General features: G+C 45.2%; 21 protein-coding genes. 10 read left to right on the plus strand and 11 right to left on the minus strand.

The window, feature by feature from the left end; translation table 11 throughout:
- Nucleotides 1-234: 234 nt before the first annotated feature.
- The 5 genes from MA03_RS00725 (at nucleotide 235) to MA03_RS00745 (ending at nucleotide 7531) form a co-directional block, all read left to right on the plus strand.
- Nucleotides 235-2937, plus strand: coding sequence for an ABC transporter substrate-binding protein (locus tag MA03_RS00725; RefSeq protein WP_052883439.1), 2703 nt, complete (start codon nucleotides 235-237; stop codon nucleotides 2935-2937).
- A 111-nt stretch (nucleotides 2938-3048) separates the two neighbouring features.
- Nucleotides 3049-4113, plus strand: a complete 1065-nt coding sequence (locus MA03_RS00730; protein ID WP_052883440.1) for an ABC transporter permease — start codon at nucleotides 3049-3051, stop codon at nucleotides 4111-4113.
- Nucleotides 4114-4119: 6 nt separating this feature from the next.
- The gene (locus MA03_RS00735; RefSeq protein WP_052883441.1) at nucleotides 4120-5550 is read left to right on the plus strand and encodes an ABC transporter permease; all 1431 of its coding nucleotides are present in this window, start codon (nucleotides 4120-4122) and stop codon (nucleotides 5548-5550) included.
- A gap of 13 nt (nucleotides 5551-5563) precedes the next feature.
- On the plus strand, nucleotides 5564-6535 hold the full coding sequence (locus MA03_RS00740; protein WP_052883442.1) for an ABC transporter ATP-binding protein: 972 nt from the start codon (nucleotides 5564-5566) through the stop codon (nucleotides 6533-6535).
- Nucleotides 6536-6541: 6 nt separating this feature from the next.
- Nucleotides 6542-7531: an ABC transporter ATP-binding protein gene (locus MA03_RS00745; protein ID WP_052883443.1), complete on the plus strand. Its 990-nt coding sequence runs from the start codon at nucleotides 6542-6544 to the stop codon at nucleotides 7529-7531.
- Here the strand turns inward: MA03_RS00745 and MA03_RS00750 are convergent.
- Nucleotides 7528-8250 carry a DUF72 domain-containing protein gene (locus MA03_RS00750; protein ID WP_052883444.1) on the minus strand — a complete coding sequence of 241 codons (723 nt, stop codon included), beginning with the start codon at nucleotides 8248-8250 and terminating at the stop codon, nucleotides 7528-7530. The genes MA03_RS00745 and MA03_RS00750 overlap by 4 nt on opposite strands.
- 95 nt (nucleotides 8251-8345) lie before the next feature.
- Between MA03_RS00750 and MA03_RS00755 the strand changes: the two genes are divergently transcribed.
- Together MA03_RS00755 and MA03_RS00760 are read left to right on the plus strand one after the other, a co-directional pair.
- Entirely contained in the window at nucleotides 8346-10061 is a 1716-nt protein-coding gene (locus tag MA03_RS00755; protein ID WP_052883445.1) for a carboxypeptidase regulatory-like domain-containing protein, read from the plus strand.
- Nucleotides 10062-10069: 8 nt separating this feature from the next.
- A complete protein-coding gene (locus MA03_RS00760; protein ID WP_052883446.1) occupies nucleotides 10070-11305 on the plus strand; it encodes a cytochrome c biogenesis CcdA family protein in 1236 nt (411 codons plus the stop codon).
- A 262-nt stretch (nucleotides 11306-11567) separates the two neighbouring features.
- Here the strand turns inward: MA03_RS00760 and MA03_RS00770 are convergent, their stop codons facing one another.
- The 3 genes from MA03_RS00770 to MA03_RS00780 all read right to left on the minus strand — a co-directional run bounded on the left by MA03_RS00770 (nucleotide 11568) and on the right by MA03_RS00780 (nucleotide 15335).
- Nucleotides 11568-13109, minus strand: coding sequence for an alpha-amylase (locus tag MA03_RS00770; protein ID WP_236944890.1), 1542 nt, complete (start codon nucleotides 13107-13109; stop codon nucleotides 11568-11570).
- An 88-nt stretch (nucleotides 13110-13197) separates the two neighbouring features.
- Nucleotides 13198-13722 (minus strand): inorganic diphosphatase, encoded by a 525-nt coding sequence (ppa, locus tag MA03_RS00775; protein ID WP_052883449.1) that lies wholly within the window; start codon nucleotides 13720-13722, stop codon nucleotides 13198-13200.
- A 47-nt stretch (nucleotides 13723-13769) separates the two neighbouring features.
- The gene (locus tag MA03_RS00780; protein ID WP_052883450.1) at nucleotides 13770-15335 is read right to left on the minus strand and encodes a GTP-binding protein; all 1566 of its coding nucleotides are present in this window, start codon (nucleotides 15333-15335) and stop codon (nucleotides 13770-13772) included.
- A gap of 126 nt (nucleotides 15336-15461) precedes the next feature.
- Between MA03_RS00780 and MA03_RS00785 the strand changes: the two genes are divergently transcribed.
- On the plus strand, nucleotides 15462-16634 hold the full coding sequence (locus MA03_RS00785) for a DUF72 domain-containing protein (RefSeq protein ID WP_191118614.1): 1173 nt from the start codon (nucleotides 15462-15464) through the stop codon (nucleotides 16632-16634).
- Here the strand turns inward: MA03_RS00785 and MA03_RS08535 are convergent.
- Genes MA03_RS08535 through MA03_RS00795 form a run of 3 tightly spaced genes read right to left on the minus strand, consistent with a single transcriptional unit; the run spans nucleotide 16576 to nucleotide 18408 of the window.
- Entirely contained in the window at nucleotides 16576-17169 is a 594-nt protein-coding gene (locus tag MA03_RS08535; protein WP_191118615.1) for a DUF429 domain-containing protein, read from the minus strand. The two genes, MA03_RS00785 and MA03_RS08535, sit on opposite strands and share 59 nt — an antisense overlap.
- A gap of 2 nt (nucleotides 17170-17171) precedes the next feature.
- Nucleotides 17172-17687 carry a dCTP deaminase gene (gene dcd, locus MA03_RS00790; RefSeq protein WP_052883452.1) on the minus strand — a complete coding sequence of 172 codons (516 nt, stop codon included), beginning with the start codon at nucleotides 17685-17687 and terminating at the stop codon, nucleotides 17172-17174.
- A 31-nt stretch (nucleotides 17688-17718) separates the two neighbouring features.
- Entirely contained in the window at nucleotides 17719-18408 is a 690-nt protein-coding gene (locus tag MA03_RS00795) for an endonuclease III domain-containing protein (RefSeq protein ID WP_052883453.1), read from the minus strand.
- Nucleotides 18409-18458: 50 nt separating this feature from the next.
- Between MA03_RS00795 and surE the strand changes: the two genes are divergently transcribed.
- Nucleotides 18459-19217: a 5'/3'-nucleotidase SurE gene (gene surE / locus MA03_RS00800; RefSeq protein ID WP_052883454.1), complete on the plus strand. Its 759-nt coding sequence runs from the start codon at nucleotides 18459-18461 to the stop codon at nucleotides 19215-19217.
- 34 nt (nucleotides 19218-19251) lie between these two features.
- Complete coding sequence (locus MA03_RS00805; protein ID WP_052883455.1) at nucleotides 19252-20601, plus strand: FAD-dependent oxidoreductase; 1350 nt, start codon at nucleotides 19252-19254, stop codon at nucleotides 20599-20601.
- Here MA03_RS00805 and MA03_RS00810 read toward each other — a convergent pair.
- The 4 genes from MA03_RS00810 to MA03_RS00825 form a co-directional block, all read right to left on the minus strand.
- Nucleotides 20555-21127 (minus strand): hypothetical protein, encoded by a 573-nt coding sequence (locus MA03_RS00810; protein WP_052883456.1) that lies wholly within the window; start codon nucleotides 21125-21127, stop codon nucleotides 20555-20557. The two genes, MA03_RS00805 and MA03_RS00810, sit on opposite strands and share 47 nt — an antisense overlap.
- 41 nt (nucleotides 21128-21168) lie before the next feature.
- A complete protein-coding gene (ileS, locus tag MA03_RS00815; RefSeq protein WP_052883457.1) occupies nucleotides 21169-24360 on the minus strand; it encodes an isoleucine--tRNA ligase in 3192 nt (1063 codons plus the stop codon).
- Between the two features lie 271 nt (nucleotides 24361-24631).
- Nucleotides 24632-25006, minus strand: a complete 375-nt coding sequence (locus MA03_RS00820; protein WP_052883458.1) for a twin-arginine translocase subunit TatC — start codon at nucleotides 25004-25006, stop codon at nucleotides 24632-24634.
- 13 nt (nucleotides 25007-25019) lie between these two features.
- Nucleotides 25020-25445, minus strand: a complete 426-nt coding sequence (locus tag MA03_RS00825; protein WP_052883459.1) for a twin-arginine translocase subunit TatC — start codon at nucleotides 25443-25445, stop codon at nucleotides 25020-25022.
- Between the last annotated feature and the right edge of the window lie 42 nt (nucleotides 25446-25487).

Raw genomic sequence — 25487 nt, forward strand, 5'->3', positions numbered from 1 at the left:
TATAGATGGTGCTTAGGGAAAAAAAGATCCAGACCACTGCAAAAAGCGTTATTAATGTAATTACTCTCATTACAAGCTCTACCTTACTTCTACGTTAAAGACAAATATATGTTATCATGTTAAATATTTTTTACTCAATCTTTTACATTGGAAAGCGCAGTGAAAATAACAAATGTCTCTTAATAGGAGCGAAAAATTAAAATATTTTATCATTACACTGTATTAACGACACCCATGAAAAACAAGGTAGCACTTGTTATTGTCCTCCTATTAGCCTTATCAATACTGCTACCACTGCTCAGAGCCCAACCCCAGGGTCCATGGGTAGATGAGGTCGACTTCTTCGCCGAGAAAGACCCAGCCAAAGTCATCGACATGCTCAGCAAGGGAGACATGCAGATCTACTTCTCCGACATACGCGCCGACCCAGCTCTTATGCAGAAAATTAAGAGCGACCCCAACCTAAAGTACACGTACTCTTACGGTCTCTACTTTGATTTGACTTTTAACCCTGTGGGCCCCGAGTTCCCAGCTACTGGAAAGCTCAACCCCTTCTCAGATCCAAGGATACGCGAGGCCATGAACTGGCTCATCGACAGAAACTACATAGCTAACGAGATAATGGGTGGCTTAGCTGTACCCAAATGGCTACCCATCGTCAACGTCTTCCCAGACTACGCTAGGATAGCTGACACAGCCAAGTCCCTTGAAGCAAAGTATAGCTACGACTTCGACAAGGCCAAGGCCGTAATCTTCGAGGAGATGTCCAAGCTTGGCGCCACATTTAAAGATGGAAAGTGGTACTACAAGGGAAGCCCCGTCGAGATAACGATCCTTATACGCACCGAAGACCAGAGGAAGCAGATCGGCGACTATGTAGCGGATCAGTTGCAAAAGCTAGGCTTCACAGTCATAAGGAGGTACGGAACCAGCCGAGACCTTGCTCCGCTGTGGATACGCGGAAACCCCGCTGATGGGAAATGGAATATTTATACTGGTGGATGGATTACGACCGCCGTCGAGCGTGACTCTGCCAGCAACTTTGGCTTCTTCTATACTCCTCTAGCCAGCTATATGGGGCCACTCTGGCAAGCCTATAAGCCGGACCCCATCTTCTACGAGGTGGCAACTAAGCTCTGGAACGGCCAGTTTACCTCAATGGAGGAGAGAACCCAACTAATAGCTAAGGCAGCTGAGCTCGCCCTTAAAGACTCTGTACGCATATGGCTTGTAGACCAAATAGTCCCGTGGGTTTACCGCAAGGAGGTTCAGTGCGCCTCTGACTTCTCAGCAGGCTTCGACAACAACCTATGGCCCATGACCCTTCGCTACGTTGGCAAGGAGGGAGGAACCATAAAGGCTGGGATGCGTGAGGTTTTAGTTGATCCCTGGAACCCTGTCGCCGGCACCAACTGGGTCTACGACTCGGTGCTCTTAATGGCAGTGGACGACTACGCCTACAGGACAAACCCCTACACAGGCCTCCAAATGGCTAACAGGCTTGTTAAGGCTGAAGTGTACGCGCTGAAGGGTATAGTGACTCAGTCCAGCAGTGACTGGCTCAAACTCACCTTTGTTGACAAGGTCGAAGTCCCAGCGGATGCGTGGTATGCTTACGACGTTAAAACTGGGAAAGTCATCACTTCAGGAGAAGCTGGAGTGAAGTACGCCCAGGTAAAGATTGTCGCAAACTATGGTGACGTTCTAGGCAAGATTAAATATCACGACGGAACAACCATGACTCTCGCCGACTGGCTGATAGGCTGGCCTCTTACCTTCGCACGTGTAGACCCCTCCAGCCCACTTTACGACAAGTCTGCGATAGCCTCATTCCAGCAATGGAGGGATATGATGCGAGGTTGGAGAATCGTCAGCACCAGTCCTCTAGTCATAGAGTACTACGTGAACTATACAGCGCTAGACGCGGAAGCCATAGTCTTCAGCTTCGCGGGCTGGCCATCCAACCCATGGCACATGCTTGCTATTGGAATAAGGGCGGAGGAGAAGGGCCTCCTCGCGTTCAGTGCAGATAAAGCTGGCGAAATGAACGTTGAGTGGATGAACTATATCGGCGGGCCAAGCCTCGATATACTCTCAAAGATGTTAAGCGAGGCCCAGAGTGAGGGATACATACCATTTAAAGCCTTCATGTCTAACTACGTTAAGCCAGACGAAGTCAACGCAAGGTACACGGCTTTAAAGAACTGGTACCAGGCCCACGGCCACTTCTATGTCAGTGCTGGTCCCTTCTACCTTGACAAGGTAGACTACAACGCTCACATAGCTGTGCTGAAGGCTAACAGAAACTTCCCCGACAAGGCGGATCGATGGTCCTTCCTTGCCACTCCACCGATACCAGAAGTCAGTGTAAAGGTTCCCGATATAGTGGTGCCAGGCGCCGAGGCTACATTTACTCTCAACATTAACGTCGGTGGTAAGCCCTACCCGACCGGGCGCATAGACTTCGTCAAGTACATGGTGCTAGACGCGCAGGGTAACGTATATGCCAAGGGTGTTGCAACCCCACAAGCCGACGGCGTTTGGATTGTGAAACTATCTGGCGAAGATACTGGAAAACTGACCCCTGGAAGCTACAGGATACTTACAATTACCCTGAGCAAGGATGTCGCGACACCAGTACTTGTCGAGAAACCATTCACGGTGACTTCACAGATAGCCTACTTCCAGACGCTCCTCACTCAGGTACAAAGCTCGCTTGAATCCAAGTTAGGCTCGCTTCAAGCAGGAATAACCGACGTCAACAACAAGGTCAACAACCTTAGCAGCCGCGTAAGCGGAATCGAGTCCACACTGAACATGGCTCTAGCCCTTAGCGTCGTCAGCCTCCTCCTCGCGATCGTGGCACTCGCTATGGGTCTTAGAAAGCCAAAAACCGTTGAAAAAACTTCACAGGAGGCAACTCAAGTCAAATCGTGAAATATATTTTTTTCTGATTTTTTATTTAGCTTTGGCTTGTAATCTATATATTTTTCTTTAAAGTAAAATTTTTTAAGAGTATCCGTCTAAAATGTTTAAAGCGTGAAGTAGATGATCCCATGGGGCTTCCTTAAATACATAGTCAAGCGCGCCGTGGTCCTATACTTGACAGTGGTCATTGCAATATATGCAACCATTCTCATCGCGAACATGGGTGGTAAAGTAGATGAGATTGTCATAGGTGACATACGGATGTCTATAGGTCAAGCCATAAGTCAGAATCCACAATACCGTAATCTCCCAGGTGAGGAGAGGGCAAAGCTGATTGAGCAGTTAGTTCAACAAGAGATTCACCGGCGAGGCCTTGATACGCCTTTCTTTGTAAGGAGCCTGATATACTTGAGGGATGCGCTAACATTGGATCTGGGCAAAGCCCTAACCATGCGAAGCGACACGGGCTCAATGTTGGTGAGAAACATTATTCTCGAGAGGCTACCTAACACTGTGCTTCTCTTCACCACAGTGACTGTAATCAACTTCTTTTTACATCTGTTTGTCGGATTGTATCTTTCGCGTCATTATGGAAGCCTTTTAGACAAGGCAACAGTGGCTTTATCTCCTACTTCCGTAATCCCGGGATGGTTTTACGGTATATTCTTAATCTTAATATTTTATTCCTGGCTGCATGTACTGCCCCCCGGGGGGCTAGTGGATGTTCCACCGCCTGAGAATCCAGTGGACTATGCTTTAAGCGTGCTCAAACACATGATACTTCCAATGCTCTCATGGATTATTTCCGGGCTCTTCCTAGGTATTTATGGCAACCGTACATTTTTCCTTATATTCTCTACGGAGGACTATGTTGAGGCGGCCAAGGCCAAGGGGCTTCCGCCTCGCCTTATCGAAACAAGATACATTTTAAGGCCTACGCTTCCACCCATAATCACTAGTTTTGCCTTGTCTCTTATAGGGTCGTGGGGCGGTGCAATTATTACCGAGACAGTGTTTAACTGGCCTGGTTTAGGTCTAGTGACATACAACGCTATATCTTCTTTTGACACTCCTGTTATAGTTGGAATAACCGTAATCTATGCTTACTTGTTAATGATTACTGTACTGATATTGGATGTGATTTACGGGTGGCTTGATCCTAGGATAAAGGTTCAATATAGGTGAAAGGTTATGAGTTCAAGTAGAGGGTTTGCAAAATCGATAATCAATACTCTGAGAGAGCTGGTGAGCTATAAATCAGGGGTTCTTGGCCTTATAATGCTCCTTTTACTTGTTGTGTTTTCAATATATACTATCGTGACTATACCCATGGATAGGGCAATAGCAATGTGGCGTGGAGAGGGCGATATGTGGATAGAAAACCCACGTTTAGCCCCGCCTGAATGGATACAGTTTTTTGTTGGGAAAAACCTTCCCAAGACGATGAAGTTTGATTCACGCGAGATCAGTTTAAACGTTGCTAAGTCATCAGCTCCTGTTGTCGGCACAAATATGAGAAAGGTTCACATAGAGTTCACCTTCAACTACGAGTATGATGATTTCCCCTCCGAACTCAATATGTTCTTTTCGAGCAACTTTTCCAAAACCACCGGAGCTCCAATCATTACAATCACCTGGGTTAAGCCTAGTGGTGATAGAATAAATCTTGGCGATTACTACATGACAGACAACAAGTACAGTCTCTATTTTGTAATTGATCCTATCACGCGTGCCCTCGTCTCGTATGTTCGCCAGAACTACGGTGTCGAGCCCAGTGATCTAATAACTAACATACAGTTTCTCTTCGGTAAGTTTACAAAGGAGGCTTTACAGAAGGGGAACTTAGAGGTTGAGAAGGGAACGTATAAAGTTATCATTGACGCCACCGTCTTTGGTAATGCAGATCTTGACTGCAGGATGATTGTTTATGGTGATGTTTATGGAATTGCCGGAACAGATCACTTACGTAGACCGCTAGAAATTGCGCTAATGTGGGGCGCTCCTGTAGCGCTTGCTTTCGGTTTGACAGCATCGCTCGTAACAACCTTTGTCGAGATGATAATTGCTACTCTCAGTGGCTATTTTGGAGGTCTTCTAGATAATTTGATTCAGCGCGTAACGGAAGTATACATGGTGCTCCCCTTCCTCCCCTTCTTGATATTAATTTCAGTCTTTTATGGCTTAAACATATGGACTCTCCTCGTGGTCGTAATTATTCTAAGCATATTTGGACCGGGAATTAAGTCTACTAGAGCATTGGTGATGCAGATAAAGGAATATCCATACATTGAGGCCGCGAAAGCATATGGCGCGTCCGACCTTAGGATAATATTTCTATATATTATTCCAAAGATACTACCACCAATAGTCCCTGGCCTCATCTCGGCTGTACCTGGATACGTTTTTCTAGAGGCGGCCTTGGCTTTACTCGGACTAGGAGATCCATCCTTACCCACTTGGGGGAAGGTAATAAACAATGCCTACGAGCAAGGAGCACTTTATAAGGGTTATTACTACTGGGTTCTAGAGCCGTCAGCCTTCCTCATATTCACTGGTCTTTCGTTCGCCCTACTCGGTTTCGCGCTAGACCGGATCGTTAATCCAAGACTCCGAGAAATGTAGAGGTGAAAATGTGATGGCTAATATTGTTTTATCCGTTCGGGATCTATATTTATACTATCGAACGAGGAAGGGTGTGGTAAAAGCTGTAGACAAGGTAAGCTTCGACTTAAAGCGCGGTGAAACAATCGCTATTGTTGGCGAGTCTGGATGTGGAAAAACCTCACTTGCAAGGGCCATAATACGGCTCTTGCCGAGAAATGTCGAGAAGTTTGATGGCGTAATAAGCCTTAATGGAACCGATGTAATGAAGATGGATGAGGAGGAGTTCAGGAAACGCGTAAGGTGGCAGAAGATATCTTATGTGTTCCAAGGGTCACAGAACGCTTTGAACCCTGTAATAAAGGTAGGTTTCCAGATTGCCGAACCACTTATGATCCACAAAGGTATGGGTAAGGAAGAAGCCCTCGCTGAAGCTAAAAAGTATTTGAGATTAGTCGGAATCCACGAGAGTTTCCTTGACAGGTATCCCTTCGAGTTAAGCGGTGGAATGAGGCAGAGAGCCGTCATAGCGATGGCCTTGGTGACAAACCCCGACGTAGTCATACTTGATGAGCCTACCTCGGCGCTCGACGTTATAACACAAGCTAACATTATAAACCTCTTAAAAAGGATAAAACAAGAGATGAATATTAGCTATATTTTTATTACACATGACGTCCCACTAACAAGCGAACTCGCAGACAGGGTCGCTGTGATGTACGCTGGACAAATAGTAGAGCTATCAGATGCCGACGAATTCTATGTATCACCCAAACACCCCTATTCTGAGAAGCTTATGGCCAGCGTCCCCACTCTACGAACAGACAAAAAACTCGAGTACATCCCAGGGACTCCGCCAAGCCTCATCAATCCACCCTCTGGCTGTCGCTTCCATCCCCGGTGCCCATTTGCATATGAACGGTGTATTAAGGAAGAACCCCCACTGGCTGAGACAAGCAAGGGATCCCTTGTAAAATGTTGGCTTGTTCATGAAGGAAAGAGGTGATAGGTTATGAGCGAGGATAAGGTTCTTTTAAAAGCGGAGGACCTCAAGATGTGGTTTGAGGTTAGAAGAGGCCTCTTCGCCGAACCAATACCTCTACGCGCTGTGGACGGTGTCTCCTTCGACCTGGGTGTGGCTGAGGCTGTCTCTGTGGTCGGAGAGTCGGGGAGCGGTAAGACAACTCTTGGAAAAACTATTTTGAGGCTATACAAACCCACAGGCGGTAAACTAATCTTTAAGGGTAGAGACATAACCACCTTAGATGAAAAAGACCTAATGTGGTATAAGAAGGAGACCGGCCTCGTACAACAGGATCCTTACGGCGCCATGCCCTCGTTCATGACGATTTACCGTATCCTGGAAGAACCTCTAATTATCCACAAGATAGGTAGTAAGGAGGAGAGAGAGGAGATGGTATTTAAAGCCTTAGAGGAGGTTAGACTAACCCCTGTAGAAGACTTCGCCTTTAAATACCCGCACATGCTTAGCGGGGGTCAGTTGCAAAGGGTTGCTATTGCCAGGGCCTTAATACTTAGACCCAGTTTAGTTGTAGCAGACGAACCCGTCTCCATGCTCGATGCCTCAGTAAGGGTCGAGATTCTCACCCTCATGAGGGAGCTTCAAGAGAAACGAAACATCAGCTTCATCTACATAACACACGACCTGTCAACCACGAGGTACTTCAGCGAGAAGATATTCATAATGTATGCTGGACATTTAATTGAGCGTGGACCTACAAAATCTGTTCTACGCAATCCGCTCCACCCATACACGCGTGCACTGCTCTCCGCGATTCCTGACCCAGACCCTGAGAACAGGAAACGTTTCCGAGATGTTCCACCAGGTGAGCCTCCAAGCCTTATAAATCCCCCACCCGGATGCCGTTTTGCGCCCCGATGCCCGTTTGCAACTGACAAATGTAAGCGGGAAGAGCCGCCAGAAATAGAGGTCGAGAAAGATCATTTTGTCAAGTGCTGGCTTTACGCCTTCTGGTCCTAGGCAAGCCCCGTACCATATTTTTCCTGAAAGATTTCTATTAGCCTCCTACCATCACCCAGCATGTCGTGGTTATTATTGAAGAAAACATAGGCTTTGACAGGCTTGGCTTCGACTATCCTATCAGCAACCTCGTAAAGTTCTTCATCCATGTATCCATAATTATACCATGTAAGCCTTCCATGCATTCGTACGTACACGATGCCTTTAATGTTTATAACGCCCATACTGGGCAGCCCCTCGAATAGCGGCGAATCCGGTGTGACGACATAAACGCCCTTATCCTTAAGTATGTTAAGAGCTTCCATGGTGAACCAAGAAAGATGTCTTGGCTCTATCGCAATCTTCTCACATGTTGCACTGAATAGCTCGATTCTCTTCACGACTTTTTCATTAAAGGTAAGGCTAGGTGGTAACTGGAAAAGGTAGAAATCAATACTTTCTTCAAGGTCCTTAAACCTTTCAAGAAATCTTTTCCAGGTTGGAAGAGCTTTTTCGTTAAGCTTTCTAATGTGAGTGATACTCCTGTGAACCTTGACGGACCAACGCAGCTCATGAGCTTTTTTTGACCATTCTTCGACATTTTCCTCTCTTGGAAAACTGTAAAAGCTCATATTGAGCTCTATGGCATTAAAACCAGACTCGCGTACATACCATTCTATTCCGTCAGGGTTCCAGTCATAGACCCAGCCGGAAGTTCCCACGAAGAGTTTCATTTTCATTAACTGTTAAACTGCCACGCTATAAAAATACACCTCGGCTCGACCTACACAATAGATAATTAAGTGAGAAAAACAAAACCGTAGTAGGTGGGTCTATGCGGATTAAATCACTTGGAGGGCTACTGGTAATAGTTGTCATGCTTGTAGTTATACCGCCTAGCTACAGCCAGACACTATACTTCTATGGACGTGTGACTGATCTTCAGTTGAATCCTATAGCTGGTGCACAAGTCTCTGTCTACAGCAACAACCTCCTAGTAACCTCAACACTCACAGATAAAGACGGAACATTCAATCTACGTTTGCCACCTGGAACCTATGTACTTCGCGCCTATCTTAAAGGCTATGCACCTAGAGAAATAATGTTAGTTGCTACGCAAGAGAAAGCGGGCAGTCTAGGAACGATTACCCTAGAACAAGCAATAAGTGTCTACACCGAGACAACTCAGCTCACTGTCCTACAGGGTGACATTCTAAACCTTACAATCAAGCTAGAAAATAAAGGGCTAGACCCTTTGACGGTTAACTTCAAAATAGAAGCTCCTACATCCTGGGTAGGCTATCTCACCCTTCCTGGAGGATTACGCGTAGACAATATCATGATAGAACCTGGGAGGGAGAAAACTGTTTTCCTAAACCTCCAAGTACCTATGGATGCCTTCGGCAAAAATTTTGTAAGGGTTCGCCTTTCCTGGGAAAACCTCACAGCAACAATCGACTATGTTTTTGAAGTACAGCCTAAAAAATGGAATCTTATCGAGTTGCCTGCAAGCAGTATAAAGGCATATCCCGGAGCCCAGTTAAAAATACCCTTCACACTCAGAAACCCGTTTACCCTCGATGCTGAAATGGCACTAACAGTAGAACCTCCTCAAGGCTGGGTTGCGTCTATAGTTGACGCTAACAGCATAACTGTCTCAGGGTTAACTCTGGCTCCAAAAGCTACTAGGCAGCTTTTTCTCATCCTTTACATTCCTCCCTCAGCTAAACTTGGCCTATACGCAGTGTCAATATATACTGATGTTTCGGGTAGCCGTTTCATAACAAAACTTGATGTGAGCGTGGAAAGCCGCTATGATCTACTCAACTTGACAGTGGGGGTTTCGAGGCTTAACATTACCGGGGGCTCTTCAACAGTAATACCTCTGATTATACGTAACGACGGCAATATGGCAACCGTGACTGTTCTAAAAGCTTCATCAAATAATGAGGGAATAAGACCGATTCTAACAGTTTCAGGTCAGGCGGCCTCAACCTTGTACCTCTTACCGGGAGAATCAAGACAGGTAAACCTCCTGGTTAACGCTTCATCACAAACAGCTCCCGGTCTATACGAGCTTATCGTTCAAGCCAACGGGACTACAAGTTATACAGCTAAAAAGATCCTTGTCAACGTAGTGGGATCTTACAGCTTTAGAATACTCAACCAGGACTTCCTCATAATCACAGTTCCGGGCGGCACCGTTACTTATAAAGTAAATGTTGTTAACTCGGGCACGTATCCCTTGCAATCTTTAAATTTATACACGTCCTTTAATCCCGAGAAGCTCCAGGTAACAGTCCAACCTGAAAGGCTCTCATTGCTGCCTGGAGAGACAGGTAGTTTTTCGCTTCAGATCAATGTTCCCCCTGATGTACGAGAAGGAGTTTACAATATTGTATTCACTGTTGAATCAGGAAGCATAAGAGATACTAGAGTCCTACTTGTATGGGTTCGTCCAGAGGCCAGTTTTAGCTTTACCCTTATCATGGCGGTTCTAGTGGCCGTTAGCTTTTTCCTCGTATACTATGGAAGGCGAAAGTACGCTTAGGGATCCAGATGGAGCCCTCTTTTTTAGCACTACTTTACATCCTTGGAGTTGAAACAGCCTTCACCCCCTGTTTTCTACCTATCATACCAGTGTTCTTAAGTGTGGTCGCTAAGTCAGGAAGTAAACGTGTACTGCTCACTACACTAGCGTTTATCGCGGGAATCACGGCTAGTTTTTTGATTTACGGTATCCTAGCCTCGTACAGCGGTAACCTTTTACAAGGCCTGCTAACGGGTAATCTACCTACATTGGCTGTCGGAATGGGCTTAACACTAGTCAGTTTAGGTGTCCTCATGATGTCTCCGTTGCGAGTGTTATTTGCCTGGATTCCTTCAATACAGCCTAGATTTCAGAAGGTGTCCATTCTAAACTCTCTCTTACTCGGCTTCCTATTCTCACTTGTAGCTGCACCCTGCGCCGCAACAATCCTGGTCGCTGCGTTTTCCATGGTTTGGCTTGGCTCACTACAAGAACCAGGAGACTCTATAATAACCGTACTAGTCTACTCGGCGGGGGTTACAACCCCCTTCTTTATTATGGGTCTACTGACAGAGTTTCTAGGTAAAAGCATAGGAACCAAGATTTCACGAAGTTTTCTTGTGAGACACAACGAGACTATTTCCGGAATCACTATTATCGTCCTTGGAATACTTACTATTCTAAGCGTGGAGGGACATGACATAATCCTAGTACAGCTTTCAGCTAGACTACTCCCATATCTAGGTTTCATATCACTACTAGCAGCTGTGCTTTACTCTTTACGCGCTTACCAGCTGGGTATTATGATGAGAGGAGGACTTCTCATTATCCTCGGAACAAGTATCTTCATATATGGACTCATCGATGTCCTTCAATTTCTCCCCCCGCAACTCCAAAACGAAGGGATTCGTATGCTACTTTTCCTGATTGGCAGAACCCTTATAATGGTTAACAGTCTTCTACTCGCTAAGCCTTATGTCTTTTCGCTTCCTTTACTTATCCTGAATAGCCCCCCACTAATGGACTCGATAACTCTTATTGCCTGGACTCTTGGTCCTGGTCGTAGAGATCGTGAACACCTTTTTGCATCCCTATATATTCTAGCACACATAGCCATGGACTTAGTTACTTCCAAAGCCACAAATCTATTATGGTTGGCTCCCTATCTACTCCCAGTACTCCCAGTAGCATATTTAAGCCCGTTACTCCCAGCTCTAAAATTATCAAAAATAATTACAGGATTAAAGCTCCTTGAAGAAATTTAAGAGCTTTTTCACAGCGTGATTCTCCGTATTGAGCCCATAGTACGAGATGCCATTGTAGTCAAAGACCAGGAGGAATCCTTTGCGAACCAGTCGCTCCAAAATTGGGCGTGCTCTTGAGATACCTAGAACTTCCTTCTCTACAGTATAAGCGCTGAAAATTTGTGAGGGGTCCTCTAAATACTTCTGGATGAAAAATAGGAGCACTTTCAAATAGCCTTGACATCTTCTAGGAAAAATAGATGTGAGATCTTCTGATAGTGAATTAGAATCCAAATAGGCTTTTTCTTCTTTCATATAGAATCTCCAAAATTCTACCTTTGGGATCATCCTCCTTATCTATCTTAACCTTTTCTAGTTTCTCACCGAGGTTTTTTTCCCCAACGCTAAAGCTAAGCCAGCGGCTAAAGTCACCACGGGTCTGGTGGAAAACCACGCTTTCAAGAGGAGCCCTCTCAAGCGCATCTATAAACGAAAAAACATTCCATGCAACGAGGTTTAGTGGCTTACCAACATCAAGGTAGAACATGAACTCCTTTCCTGCATCTACACGCTTCATCCAAACCCACCTGTAACGAGAGTCTTCGTCCTGCTCCAGTCTTTGAAGAGTTCTATACTCTAGGTCAGCCAACACGTCTGAGTAAATCATGTAAGCTTGAAACGGAGACTTGTAAGGGCTGAAATAGGAGTGAACATCGCCGGGTCCTCCTCCTTTTGTTGACATGTAGTAGAAGTGGTCACTTATGGAGAGCAATCTCCAGAGACGTAGTAAATTCTCGTCGCGCGTCGCTTTGACTTGAAGCCATAAATCTCTAAGCCTATCGAGAGCATAGTCTTGCATAAAGTTACCCGTCCAAGCTGTTAAATCCCTCTCTAGGTCTGCCCATGAAATTGTGTCACTCTCAGGAACATCTATTTCGTCCCGTGGAGGCACCCTCTCTACGACTTCACTGGGGGTAGAGGTCGTTAGGTGCTCCCATTTAAGGATCTCGCCGGGTAGCCAACGAAGGAATTCGAATATTCCTGTCTCAGCTGGAAAATGCTCTCCAAAAGTCTCGTAATCTATTGCAATTAATATTACATCTCCTGGCGTTGCGGCGAGCCAGGCGGAGTACTTGTCGGCTGTCAGTGGATATTCACTCCACCACCTAGAAGCAAATCTAAATCCAATGTCGTCAGATAATCGGTAATTTCTCATCAATACCCGTAGGTTTAGTCCCTTAGCCTTATAGACGTAGTTCGGGCTTCGCCACATGAGAATCTTCTCAACTCCCTCTGTGAGTACCACTTTGTAGCCGAGCTTATCGAATATTTTCGCGATGTAATTATTATAGATGAATTCAGTGTTCTCGACGCTAATCGGGCTAACACCTAGATAAGATTTCAATAATTCACGATGCATTCTAATTTGATCGATGAACTCCTCCTCAGCTATCAGGAAGCTTAGACTGTGAAAATAAGTCTGGTCTAAAAACTCGACCATTCCCGTGCTTGCGAGTTGTCTAAAGCTTTCAAGAAGGCTTGGCATCCAGCGCTCAGCCTGCTCTAGCAAAACCCCGGAAACACTATATGATACCTTAAAGTTTTTTCCTTGATTCTTAAAGAAGTCGATCTGTTGAAGGATAATTGCGTTTGCTGGCAGATAGCATCTCCGGGCTACTCTCTCGAAAACTTCTCGATTTAGAGTCTGGTCAAAATAAATTTCCTCGAGATCCGCGTGATCAACTTTACCCTTTAAGGCCACCTTCTCGGCCAGGCGACGGGTAATTCTTCTTGCAAGCCTGTAGGGTTGATGAACCTCAAACATAAAGACTATGTGCCTGATGAGTATACACCTAATATTCTTTAAAAAGAAGAAGATTAAAAACTTAAGCTTAAATTTTTAGATTGAGTTCTTAATGCTTATTTTTAAACCTCTCCATAGCCTTTCTTATCGAGTCCATGGCTTTATCCTTGCCTTGCCATGCCTTGACCTTTACCCATTTGCCCGGCTCTAACTCCTTATAATGCTCAAAGAAGTGGCGGATTTTATTCTTCACGCTGTCATCAACGTCGTTGATATCCTTGATTTTTCCGAAACGAGCATCTATTTTTTCGTGGGGCACAGCTATAACTTTGCTGTCCGGTCCTGACTCGTCCTCCATCTCTAAAAGACCTACAGGTCTGGCACGTACGACGCTGCCTGGCGCAAAGGAATCATAGCTGAGAAGCACGACGTCTACAGGGTCACCGTCCTCTTCAAGTGTAGATGGGATGAAACCATAATTGAAGGGGAAAACCATTGAGGTAAAGAGAACCCTGTCTACAAATAGCACACCGCTCTCCTTGTCGAGCTCGTACTTGACATTGCTACCCATGGGAATCTCGATGACCACGAATATATCCTCTGGGGGATTTTTCCCTGACGATAAGTGCTTCATACAGGGAAAATTATGTGTAGGGGATATAAAAGGATTTACAGGTACTCCTACTCGACCTTGTAAACTGTGCCTATGGCTCTAGTTCTCGAATCTCGCAGAATAAACTGCTCCCCCTCCTCTACGTACCAGTATCCCTTCAAGAAGGTAAGGCGTACCAGGCCCGTGTCACCCGTTCGCATGGGCTCTTTCTCCATCCAGGTAAACTCGACCGGTGCTCTTATCGAATGAATGTGAAGAACTGTTTGATACCCAGTTTTAATAGTTGTTGGGTGCTTTAGGACGAGAATCTCGCTGACGAGGCTTACGGCTGGATGAAGCGGGGTCTCTGTCAAGACTTGTCCTTTCTCGACCTCTTCTCGATCGATGTCCGTTATGGCTAGAGTGGCCTCTTCACCAGCTCTGGCCTTTGAAGCGGGGACGCGGTTTACATGTATTGATTTAACGCGAGTTTTACGCCAAGTGCCATCATGTAATGGGCCTATGAAATAATTAGAGTTCTCGTATACCGTTCCTCTTTCTACTGTAACAGCAATCACGGTGCCAACTCCTCTTACCTCAAAAATATCGGTTACATAGGCAAGAAGGGGCTTTTTAACAAGTTCACTCCACCTCTTACGCGGAGGCAACAAGTTCAAGAACTCAGTTAGAAGATCAAGTCCAACGCCTGTTGTATTCGAAAGCTTAAAGATGGGAACTACACGCCCAGAGGTCATGAGAGGAGCAACATAGTACACATCACTCAATCTTCTAATCAGCATGGGTTTCTTGTCAAGTCTTCTGAGTATATTAAGAGTCTCATCAAGGTATGAGTCACCGATTTCAGGGCTGACCAGGTCTACCTTGGTAAATACGATAAAGACAGGTATCTTAAGGGCCACGCAAACTCCAAGGTGCTCTCGCCCCATTACTTGTAGTCCCGTGTTCGCAGCAACAACGAGCATTGCATAATCAGGGAACTTTGACAGTAATCCTCTCAGAGCCGTACGAAGATATCTCTCATGACCTCCAACATCAACGAGAGAAACAATCTTTTTTGAGGAAAGATATATTTGTGCCTCATCAAGTGGGTTGGGAAGGCTCCAGTTGACAGGTCTATTGTTGAGATCAAACCCTAGCAATCTTATGACCACAGAGGATGTCCTCCCTGTTAATATTTCATGGGCATACCTGGCTACCTTTCTCATGTTACTTCCTCTACCGTCGTCTAGAGACCCATAACAGAGCGTACCAACAGTCGTGCTCTTGCCAGCGTCGACGTTCCCGACAACTATAATGTTCACTTGAGAAGGAGGATTTTCCTCGCGTGAAATCCTCACGAGTACACGAGTAACAATTCTGCCACCATGTTCCCTTCTTTCAAGTATTCTCGTACTTGCACCGACCTTATTTGCAACCTTCTCTAATATCTCTAGGGATGCTCTCTCCTCCTCAGGGGTAAGACCCCGTACAGTGCCGTCGTCATTTATGCCTAAAACATATATGGCTTCTCCACCGCCTTCAAACAGCCTGTACTTCATCTGTGAAGCAAGCTTCTCGACCCTATCATCTCCCAAATCAACTAAGATCGATTTGTACTCAACTGGCCCGCTGTCCTCCTCAGCAGGGTAGCTCAATTTCCGTCAACATTCCTAGGATTCAAGACAGACTATTAAGTCTGCCTCTCGCTAGATGTAGAACGAAAGTGATGGTAATGATGGCCGCTACAGATTTAGCTATACATCGACGATAAGTAAATGGATATGTTGTTTGGGCGGATCCTCATAGGAACATCGGGATGGGACTATGATGACTGGATAGGACCTTTTTATAAAACAGAGAGGGGTCTTTTCAGCCAGTATACACGTGTATTCAATACTGTTGAAATAAATTCCACCTTTTACTCGTTACCAGGGAAGGGCTTCATCGAAGGATTGCTGCGCAGTGCGCCTAGAGGATTCGTTTTTTCCCTAAAGATGTATCGTGGGATAACACATAAAAAGCTCTTAAACCCGAAACTAATCACAGAAGAATTAGACTTGTTTTTCAAGCTTATAAACCAGCTGGGCGGCAGCGGAAAGCTGGGAGCTATTCTCATACAACTTCCACCCAGACCTAAAAATGATGTTCCCTGGTTCAAGGATTTCCTTGAAATGCTTCCCAGAGAATACCGCTTCGCGGTCGAGTTCAGGCATCCGAGCTGGCTCAACGACGGGACATTTAAACTATTACGAGAGCATAACGTCGCCTACGTGATAGTTGACGAGCCACTCCTACCCCCAGAGGCCGTTGTGACTGCAGACTTCACCTACATTAGATGGCATGGGCGAGGAGAAAGACCCTGGTATTATTATCACTACACCGAGCAAGAGCTCAAGGAGTGGGCTCTAAGAATAAACCAGCTGATAGGAAACGTGTCTCTTCTGTTAGGGTACTTCAACAACCATTTCAGGGGGTTTGCGCCGCATAACGCTCTGCAGATGTTATCCCTCCTAGGTATGCTTGATCGCGAGAGGCGGCAACTGTTAAAGGAAATGGACGAATACTTCCAGAAGCTCCCAGAAAAGTCGGCTAGTAAGGCTAGAACGGCTGCTTTAGAGGGGAATGTAGACGAGGTTCTCAAGGCGTTGGCTGGTGATAAAAGGTACGAGAGGGGGCTTGAGATCAAGGATGAGGCTGTCACATACACGGTGGCTGGAGACCGGGTTATCGGTAAGGTTAAGGAATACGATGTATACATAGACTTAGACTCATGCATAATTAGGCATAACTGCGAGGATTGGCGAAAATCTCTAGAGGGCAAACGTTTCTGTAAACACATGGTCAAGTTCTTTCTAGTTATTCCTCGAGACCTTGCCCTGAAAATTTTAGAAGACATTATAACCAATATGGATGATTGGGAGTTCGTGGCAGACAAATCGGAACAGGGAGAATAAGTTCACAGTCTTCCGATATCAGTCTAAGGTAGTCTCCCCTTGCGAAGACGTACACAGTGTAGGCAGCGGTTACCGCGTCCAGCACATCTCCATCCTTTTCTTGATCCTTAATATGCAGTCCAAGCTTTTCCAACCCCTTCCTCAACTCGTCTAGTGATCTTCTTTTCCTGGGCAGACAAAGAACATCTTGAGTTCCACCCGGATATACTTCAAGAACTTTTATACCCCTTCGAGACAACGCCTCAGCGAGTCTTGACCCCCTGTACATCAACTTCTTCATGGCCGGCAAGCTAGGTGGAAAAAACTTTATTCCAAGCTCTCTCATAATCCTCTCGCAACCTCTAAGTCTACCTTGTTTAGGATAAGTCAAAGGAGAATCTATGCCGACTATGTCGGGCTCTAGGCTAAACATTATATGGAGTATCTCAAGGTCATCAAAGGCTCTGCATACTCTAACGTTTTTCTCATTGTCTAAAAATGCTATACAGGATGGTCTTGATTTTGATGCAGTAAGGTCTATTCCTGCATACAGCATGGCTAGCGCGGCAAGGTGACACCACGTTGTCCCTGGTATTTACCCTTATAGGTTATCACGTCGCCCTGGATTCTATAAAAAGCTACGTGGGCAAACCGCATACCCTTCCGCAGAATGATTGGAAAGGCTCCACCGTGGATTTCTATTGTTATCTCGCCCTCAAATCCTGCATCGATTAAGGTGGGAGGTATTGATACGCCCAGACGGGCAAAAGTGCTTCTAACTCCTATTAGACCAGCCACATCGGGAGGCATTTTTATATATTCTAATGTTGTCACCAATACCTTCATGTATGGTTGAAGTACAAAGCTGTCAGTCTTGAAAACCTTGTAGTAATCGCTTAGCTTTATTTCTTTAAGCTTGTCAGGATCTAATGGTTCAGGGTTATTGAGGAGAACGGCTACTTCCTCACCTATTCTCAGATCTATTCCATTTTCCCTTATTATCTCCTCTGAGAAAGGCTCGATGACGAGTTTTCCCTCCTTTACTAGTCGAAGTAATTCAGCACCTGACAGCATAAATTAGGTAAGATCTCAGGGGTTAATGGGTTTAATGTTTAGCTTTAAGCGAATTATAATATTCACAGATATCCTTTAGCGGGCACTCGAGACATGCAGGTCTTTTAGCTTTGCAGATATTTCTACCTAAAAGTATAAGGAGCAAATGGGCAGTGAGCCTCTTCTCTGGGCGAAAAACTTTCTCGAGATCTTCTCGAATTGCCATATATGTTTTTGCATGCGTTAATCCGAGCCTTCTAGCAACTCGCCTGACATGGGTATCTATTGCAACGATCGGGTAACCATAATTTGCAAGGAGAACATCAATAGTTTTGTCCCCTATACCCCTGATCTTCCCAAGTTCCTCTCTAACTCTCTTTTCCCCCTTTTTTAAAAGATTTGTTATATCTCCGTCGTATCTCTCAACTATAAGCTTTGCAGCCTCTTTTATAGCCTTAGACTTAGTCGACTGAAGACCTGCAGGCGAGATGGCTTCTTCAAGATAATTTTCATCAACGCTGGCTAGTAAATGGGGCTTTATCCCAATGCTTTCCTCTAGTTTCTTAATTGCCTTAAAGGTATTTTTTTCGTTTGTGTTTTGTGACAGGATGGTAGCTATGAGTACCTTAAAATAGTCTCTGCCAAGGGCCGCTTTTAAAGCAGCAAAATCGTCGGGACTTATCTGGAAGGTCCTGCTCAGTTTATCCAATATCACGTCTCCAAGCTCGTAACGAGAACTCACAAGACTACGCTTGTGGAAAACATTAAATTATTTTACCGCAGAAAGAGGCTGTGAAGAAACTCAGGATACTTGTGACTAACGATGATGGAGTCAGTGTGGGTCTACAGGCACTCGCCGATGCCGTCTCCAATCAGGGCCATGAGGTTTTCATAGCAACTACAGCTAATCATTCAAGTGGAAGTAGCAAATCTATCTCCTTCAGAACCAAATACAAGTTAGTCGAACTCTTCGGCAGATACAGTGCTGTAATAGTAGACTCGACGCCTGCTACAGCTGTAGGAGTTGTACTCGACTCATTTGATAAATCATTCGACTTCATACTAAGCGGGGTGAACAGCGGCCCAAACCTAGGACTATGGGATGTTTTATCCTCTGGAACAGTGGGAGCAGTTTTAGAGGCGGCTATCAGAGGGTTTAAAGGAATAGCTGTCTCCTTAGTTGCACGTGCTTGGTCAGACTATAAAAACTTTGATTATGATGTTTACTATAGAGCTGCTAGAGTAGCTGTCGGTATACTCGAGAAGCTTTCGGAGGCTAAGTGGGAAGCCCCCCTCCTCAACGTCAATGTTCCCGCCTGGACCCTTAGGGGGGTAGCTGTTGCGATTTTAGAGCAGGGAATGCACACAGAAGTATACACTTGTCACCAAGACGAATGCGACATGAGTCGATGGACTTTAGAGCAGGCATATTCTTGTGTAACGCCAGGGAGTGATGTCTGCCTCGTAAAGGAGGGGTACGCTACGGTAACACCCTTGAGTTTCATTTCGACAGTAAAAACGGAATGGTTAACCAAAATTTTAATAGGCTAAGAGAAGAATGACAACGGTATACAGAGGGATATGTATGGGCGACAAGGCTAACGTTGTCGTAATAGGTGGAGGACCTGCCGGCATGACTGCTGCTTCCAGGATAAAGAGAATACACCCTGAGTGGAGGGTCATGGTGTTTGAGAGGAGCAAGTACGTGAGCTACGCTCCATGCGGCATACCTTACTTTCTAGGAGGCTATGCTAAAGACATCGAGGAACTGGTTCATTATCCCCTCAGAGTATTCAAGGAGGAGAGAGGAATAGAGGTATATACAGAGACAGAGGTCGTGGAAGCTGGCAATGGTTTCATTCGCGCGAGGTTCCATGATGGATCGGAGAACACCTTCAGTTGGGAAAAGCTTCTAATAGCAACAGGAGCCCGGCCTAGAATCCCTCCCATTCCTGGAGTCGAATTAAGCGGGGTTCTTACAATACGTACTCTTGAGAGTGGCGAAGAGGCACGCAGAGCTGTAGATGAAGCTAAAAGAATTGCTATCATTGGAGGCGGCTACATAGGTCTCGAGCTGGCTGATAACCTAAGACGTATAGGTAAGTCCGTGATGCTTTTTGAAATGCTGCCACACGTTATGCCGACGCTTGACGCCGATATCGCGCAGCTAATTGAAGCAGAACTTATCAGAAATGGTGTAGATCTGCATCTCGGCGAAGCTCTGCAAGCACTAGAAGGCCATAAGAAGGTCGAAAAGATAGTAACGGACAAAGGTGAATACAAGGTTGATTTGGTTTTCCTTGCTACTGGCGTAACGCCGGAAACGCATATAGCCGAGATGCTCGGGGTACGAAAAGGAAATACAGGAGCCATAAGCACGGATCCCTCTATGCGAACAAATCTTGAAAACGTGTATGCTGCGGGAGACAACGCTGAGGCAATAAACCTTGTGACTGGGAAGCCTGACTGGTTCCCTCTTGCACCTGTAGCCAACAAGATGGGTTATGTTGCCGGAGCCTCGATATCAGGAATAGAAGCAACTTTTCCCGGTGCTCTTGGAACAGCAATAACTAAAGTGTTTGATCTTGAAGTGGCAAGAACCGGCTTAACTGAGGAGAGAGCTATAAAAGAGGGATTTAACCCAGCCTCTGTCGTTATAAAGGCAAACTCTCGGGCTAGTTACTACCCGGGTGGCTCACCCATGACTGTTAAGCTGATAGCTGATAGGAACACGGGAAGACTTCTAGGAGCCCAAATTGTTGGTGGCGATGGAGTTCTAGCCCGAATAGACGCCTTGGCCGCTTTAATCGGTAAAGGAGGAAATGTTCGAGACCTCTTCTTCAGCGACTTAGCTTACGCTCCTCCATTTGCTCCCGTCTGGGACCCCGTTATTGTTGCTGCTCGGGTTCTTCTTGGAAAAATTGAGAAGGAGTAGTCTCATCTCGATTTTTATATGCCACGTAGAGATAGCCGCCGAATAATAGAGAGACACCTCCAATTAGTGAAAGAAATGCTGAAATAATGCTTTCTAGGAGAACAAGTTCCTCATTGTATTTCGCAAAATAAAAAGTTAAGAATACTGTAGAGCTACAGCTACTGCAGCTTCGATTAACTAGCAAGGCGGCCGGCTTATCTTCGAAATAAATAAATCCTGAAGTATTTTTCTGGGCATCTCTTATTATCAGCCTGCCAACCTCTGTGGAGTTAGAGTTCAAGAAGACTAGGCTGAGGTTCACATAGCGATCACCATCATATGTAAGGTTATAGTAAGTCTTTAAGGAAAGACTCGAGGGGAGCTCAATTCTTGTTGAGTTTTTCAGTGGAAGCCTTATCATAACAGGGATTTTCTCATGCATTGCAAGATGATAATTAACACTCCACGCCAAGGAAGAACCTATAGCCAGTAGGACAAAACCTAGGATTATCAACTTTATGGGAAAATCTTTTCTCTTCTCCTCCAAGGCTTGGTCGACGTGTTATAAGAGAAATTTACTGATAAATCTTACTGGTTCTTGAATCGTCTTATCCCAATCTTAATCTTTATATCGCCTATCTCCCAATCAGCGACAAGATCCCCTTTGACGTCTTCTTCATGTGAAACCAGGAAGAGAGCCTTGGATCTGCTTTCAGTTCTCAAGTAATCTTCATAGCCTTTAACGAGTTCAATGAACTCGCCAGGTATGTAGATTGTTGTCTCAATATACTCATCTATGGAAAGGCTGAGCTGCTTTCTCATGAACTGTATTCTCCTGAGAGTATCTCGGGCGAGCCCCTCGGCAAGTTCTTTCTCGCTAATGTTGGTGTCAAGCACTATAGTCCCCCATGTAGTCGTATCTCCATCGTAATGTTCCCTCCAAGACTCCAGGATCTCGAACATACTCTTCTCTAGGTGGAAGACTCTTCCCGCCACCTCTAGGTCGATTGAGCCTTTCTCAGCTAAACTTCTTGCAACTTCCTCTTTTTTCTTATTTACCTCCTCGATGACCAGGCTAGTATACTCTCTCAACGTAGGTCCCAGGAGACGATAAACTGGTTCAACCTTGACTGATTTGTAGGATACGAGTTCCTCGGCTGGACGAACTTCAACCTTCTTTACGTTGACTTGTGAAGCTATTATACGATCCATCATCCGTACGCTCTCAGTTATCTTTGGATCACTTGTGAAAATATACAGAGCTGGGAGAGGCTGCCTTATCTTGATTCCATTTTTCATTCTTAATGCTAAGGCTTTTTCAACAATCTCCCTGGCAAGGCTCATCTTCTTTTCTAACTCAGGGTCTAAGAAGTCGTCACGAGGCTCAGGCCAGGATAACATGTGGATGCTAGGAGGCGCTTCCTCATACCTGAAGGATTCAAGATAGATTCGCTCTGTTGTAAAGGGTATTATAGGAGATGCTATCACGAGTAAGCGTTTCAAAACATAGCTTAACGTAGCGTATGCAGCTATTTTTTCATACGATGCTTCTTCGATCCAAACTCTGGGTCTTATAAGCCTGATGTACCAATGGCTAAGATCTTCAACCACGAAATCTCTTATGAGTTTTACAGCACGATGTATGTTCAATGTGTCAAATGCGTTTTTAACTTCACGAGCAACAGTCTCAAATCTGGACAATAACCACTTATCCTCTATTGACAGTTTGTCAAGGAGAGCGTCAACCGGATATTCCTCAGGGTTAAACTTGTCTAAGCTCATGTATAGGGTCGCAAAGTAATAGACGTTCCAAAAGATGTTCAAATCAGAGTATACTTCCTCCAATCCTTTCCACGAGAACTTCATGTCCTCCCAGGTCGTAGTTCGCAGGACAAACCATCTGAAAACATCCCTGCTTCCATACTTATACTCTAGGACTTGGCGGGGCTCTACATAGTTCCCCAGCGATTTGTGCATTTCTCTTCCTTGCTCATCCAGGGCGAAACCATGCATCAAGACTCGACGATAGGGGGCTTCATCGAAGGTTATTATTCCACTACGCAGGAGTGAGAAAAACCAGCCCGCTATCTGGTCATGCCCTTCTATGATCAAATCTGCGGGGTAAAGTTCCTTGAATTTTTCACGGATTTGAGGATAGCCAAGACTGGCATAAAAAGCAACTCCGGAGTCTAACCACACGTCCAGCACGTCGGGCACCCTCTTCATAATGCCACCACATTTGGGGCACCTAAGTGTGACCTTGTCTATCCAAGGACGGTGCAAGTCTGGGATTTCTAGTTTCCCTCCGGCAAGCTCCTCTAATTCCTTCTTGGAGCCAACTACAACCCTCTCCCCGCATTTCTCACACACCCAGATGGGGGCTGGAGTACCCCAATATCTCTGACGTGAGATTATCCAGTCTCTAAGACCGGCAAGCCAGTTCTTGAAGCGCGAGTACCCCGCCCATTCCGGAACCCATTCAACTTTCTCAGCCTCTTCTAATAACCTATTCTTTAGATGAGTTACGCGAATAAACCACTGTTTAGTCCCTCTAAGAACAAGGGGAGTTTTACAGCGCCAGCATATGGGGTATCTGTGCCTGATGACTCCAGAGTGGAAGAGATATCCTTTTCTTTTCAGGTCCTCGATAATCACTCCGTTTGCATCCCTAACGTTTAATCCAGAATACTTTCCGGCCTCCTTTGTGAGGCGCCCCTTCTCATCGACAAGTACTACGATGGGTAGGGAGTACCTAAGACCCACTATGTAATCCTCTTCTCCATGTCCGGGAGCGCTATGAACCAGACCTGTCCCCTCTTGAGCCGAGACAAATTCCTCTGATAGGACAACCCTGTGTGCATCCGCCAGCCCTTTTTGGGCATCTACTTCGTCGGCGAGAGGGTGCAGATATCTTAGCCCCTCAAGCTCAACACCTTTTACCTCCTCCAAGACCTTATATTCCGTAATCCCGGCCTCCTTCAAAACAGCTTCTAACCTATCTTTAGCTATGAGAAGTATATCTCCCCTAACTTCAACCCATACGTATACAAGCTTAGGGTTAGCCATCACTGCTACGTTTGCAGGGAGGGTCCACGGAGTAGTAGTCCAAATTAGTATGTATCTATTCTTTTCATTAGCAACGGGGAACTTGACGTATATTGAGGGGTCTTCTAGCTCTGTGTACTCTGTAACCTCATAGTCTGCTAGCGTTGTTTCACATCTGGGGCACCAATGTACAACTTTCAATCCATAGTCAAGAAGCCTTTTCTCCTCAGCCTTCTTTACAAGCCACCATGCCCCCTCTATATATCTAGCGTCCATTGTCGTGTATGGTCTCTCCCAGTCCATGGAGACTCCGAACTCTTTGAAGTAGGAATTCAAGGACGAAATGTTCTGCTTGACAAACCCCTTGCACTCTTCGATGAATCTATCGACTCCATAATCTTCTATATCCTTCTTTGACTTGAAGCCCAGCCTTCTCTCTATCTGAACCTCAATTGGGAGTCCATGACAATCATACCCCGGTTGGTCATTTACGCTATAGCCCAGAGCCCTATAATAACGGATAACAGCATCTTTGAGAACCTTATTCCATAATGTACCAACGTGTGGAACACCGCTTGAAGCATAGGGTGGACCGTCCAAGAAGTAAAACTTTGGTTTTCCCCTAGCCTTTTCCCGTATAAGGTCATATATTTTGTTCTCGTACCAGTAGTTTAAAATCTCGCCCTCGTATTTCTTGGGATTGAATTCTTGCGAGAGAGCTCTAACTATGCCCATACAAACCACCTGAAGTCACGAATAACATTAAAATCTAATGTTGGTCTACCATTGAGCAATAATAACGGGTGTAAAGCCGAAAAAACCTTAATTCTCAAATTTGGCGGTGCATTTCACCTACCCTTGAGTCTAAGAACATACCTATATATTTATTTTTCCTTTGTATAAGTCTACCCTTTACACGGGATTGTAATTTATTTTATAACGTTTAACGCTCCACTTAAAAATAGTAACGAATGCCGCATTTCTTTCTAAGGAGAAGCAATGACACTTAAACTAACTTTTGAGAGTTTTTCTTAATCAGTCTTATTGAAAGTAGATAGAGAACTATGAAGGGCAAACCTATTGCCAACGCACTGGTCAGTGTTGGATCCGGCGTGATTACAACTAGAATTGACAGGGTCAGTAGAATCACATAGCGCCAATTCTTTTCCAATGTCTCGTGATTTACAAGACCCACTTTATTTAGAGCGAGAATAACTAGCGGAAACGTGAAGAATAATCCTATCGCTACAGAACCTAAGAAAACATTCTGGTAGAAGTCATGAATTGCAAAGTATGGAGAGGCTCCTCCAAGCTTTGCAATCCATAGAGCTACTAGAAAGGTTAGGGGAGTTACAATAAAGAAGCCGTACGCCACTCCCATTATAAAGAGGAAGTTAACCGCGAATAGGTACTTTTTTTATAATCTTCTTCTCATGGGAATAAAGGCCGGGTTCCAAGAACCTGTAGATGTAATAAAGCGTGATCGGGGTTGATACAGTGACGGCAATGAGCCCGGACATTATAACAGCTGCCGTGAGACTATCAAACCACCCATGTGAAATAAGAATAACTTTGGAGTCGTTCAGTCCCAGTGTCAGAGACAATTGACGTGTTATGGGGTGTTCATCGTGAGAAAGCATCACTCTTTTAGTAAGGTTCATAAAATAAAAGGCCAAAGGAGTATAGCTAGGAAGAAGATGAGGAGCTGGGAGCACTAACAGGGAAGCGATAACTCCTACCCAAACAATGAGTATCTTACGCATTGTTTCCAGTAGCTCATATACGTGTTCGAGTAAAGGTTTCTCAGGCAGCTCTGACATAATCCTTTGTACAATGAAAGGTACAAGTTAAATTTATATTAT

The organism is Thermofilum uzonense, assembly GCF_000993805.1.
GTDB lineage: Archaea > Thermoproteota > Thermoprotei > Thermofilales > Thermofilaceae > Thermofilum > Thermofilum uzonense.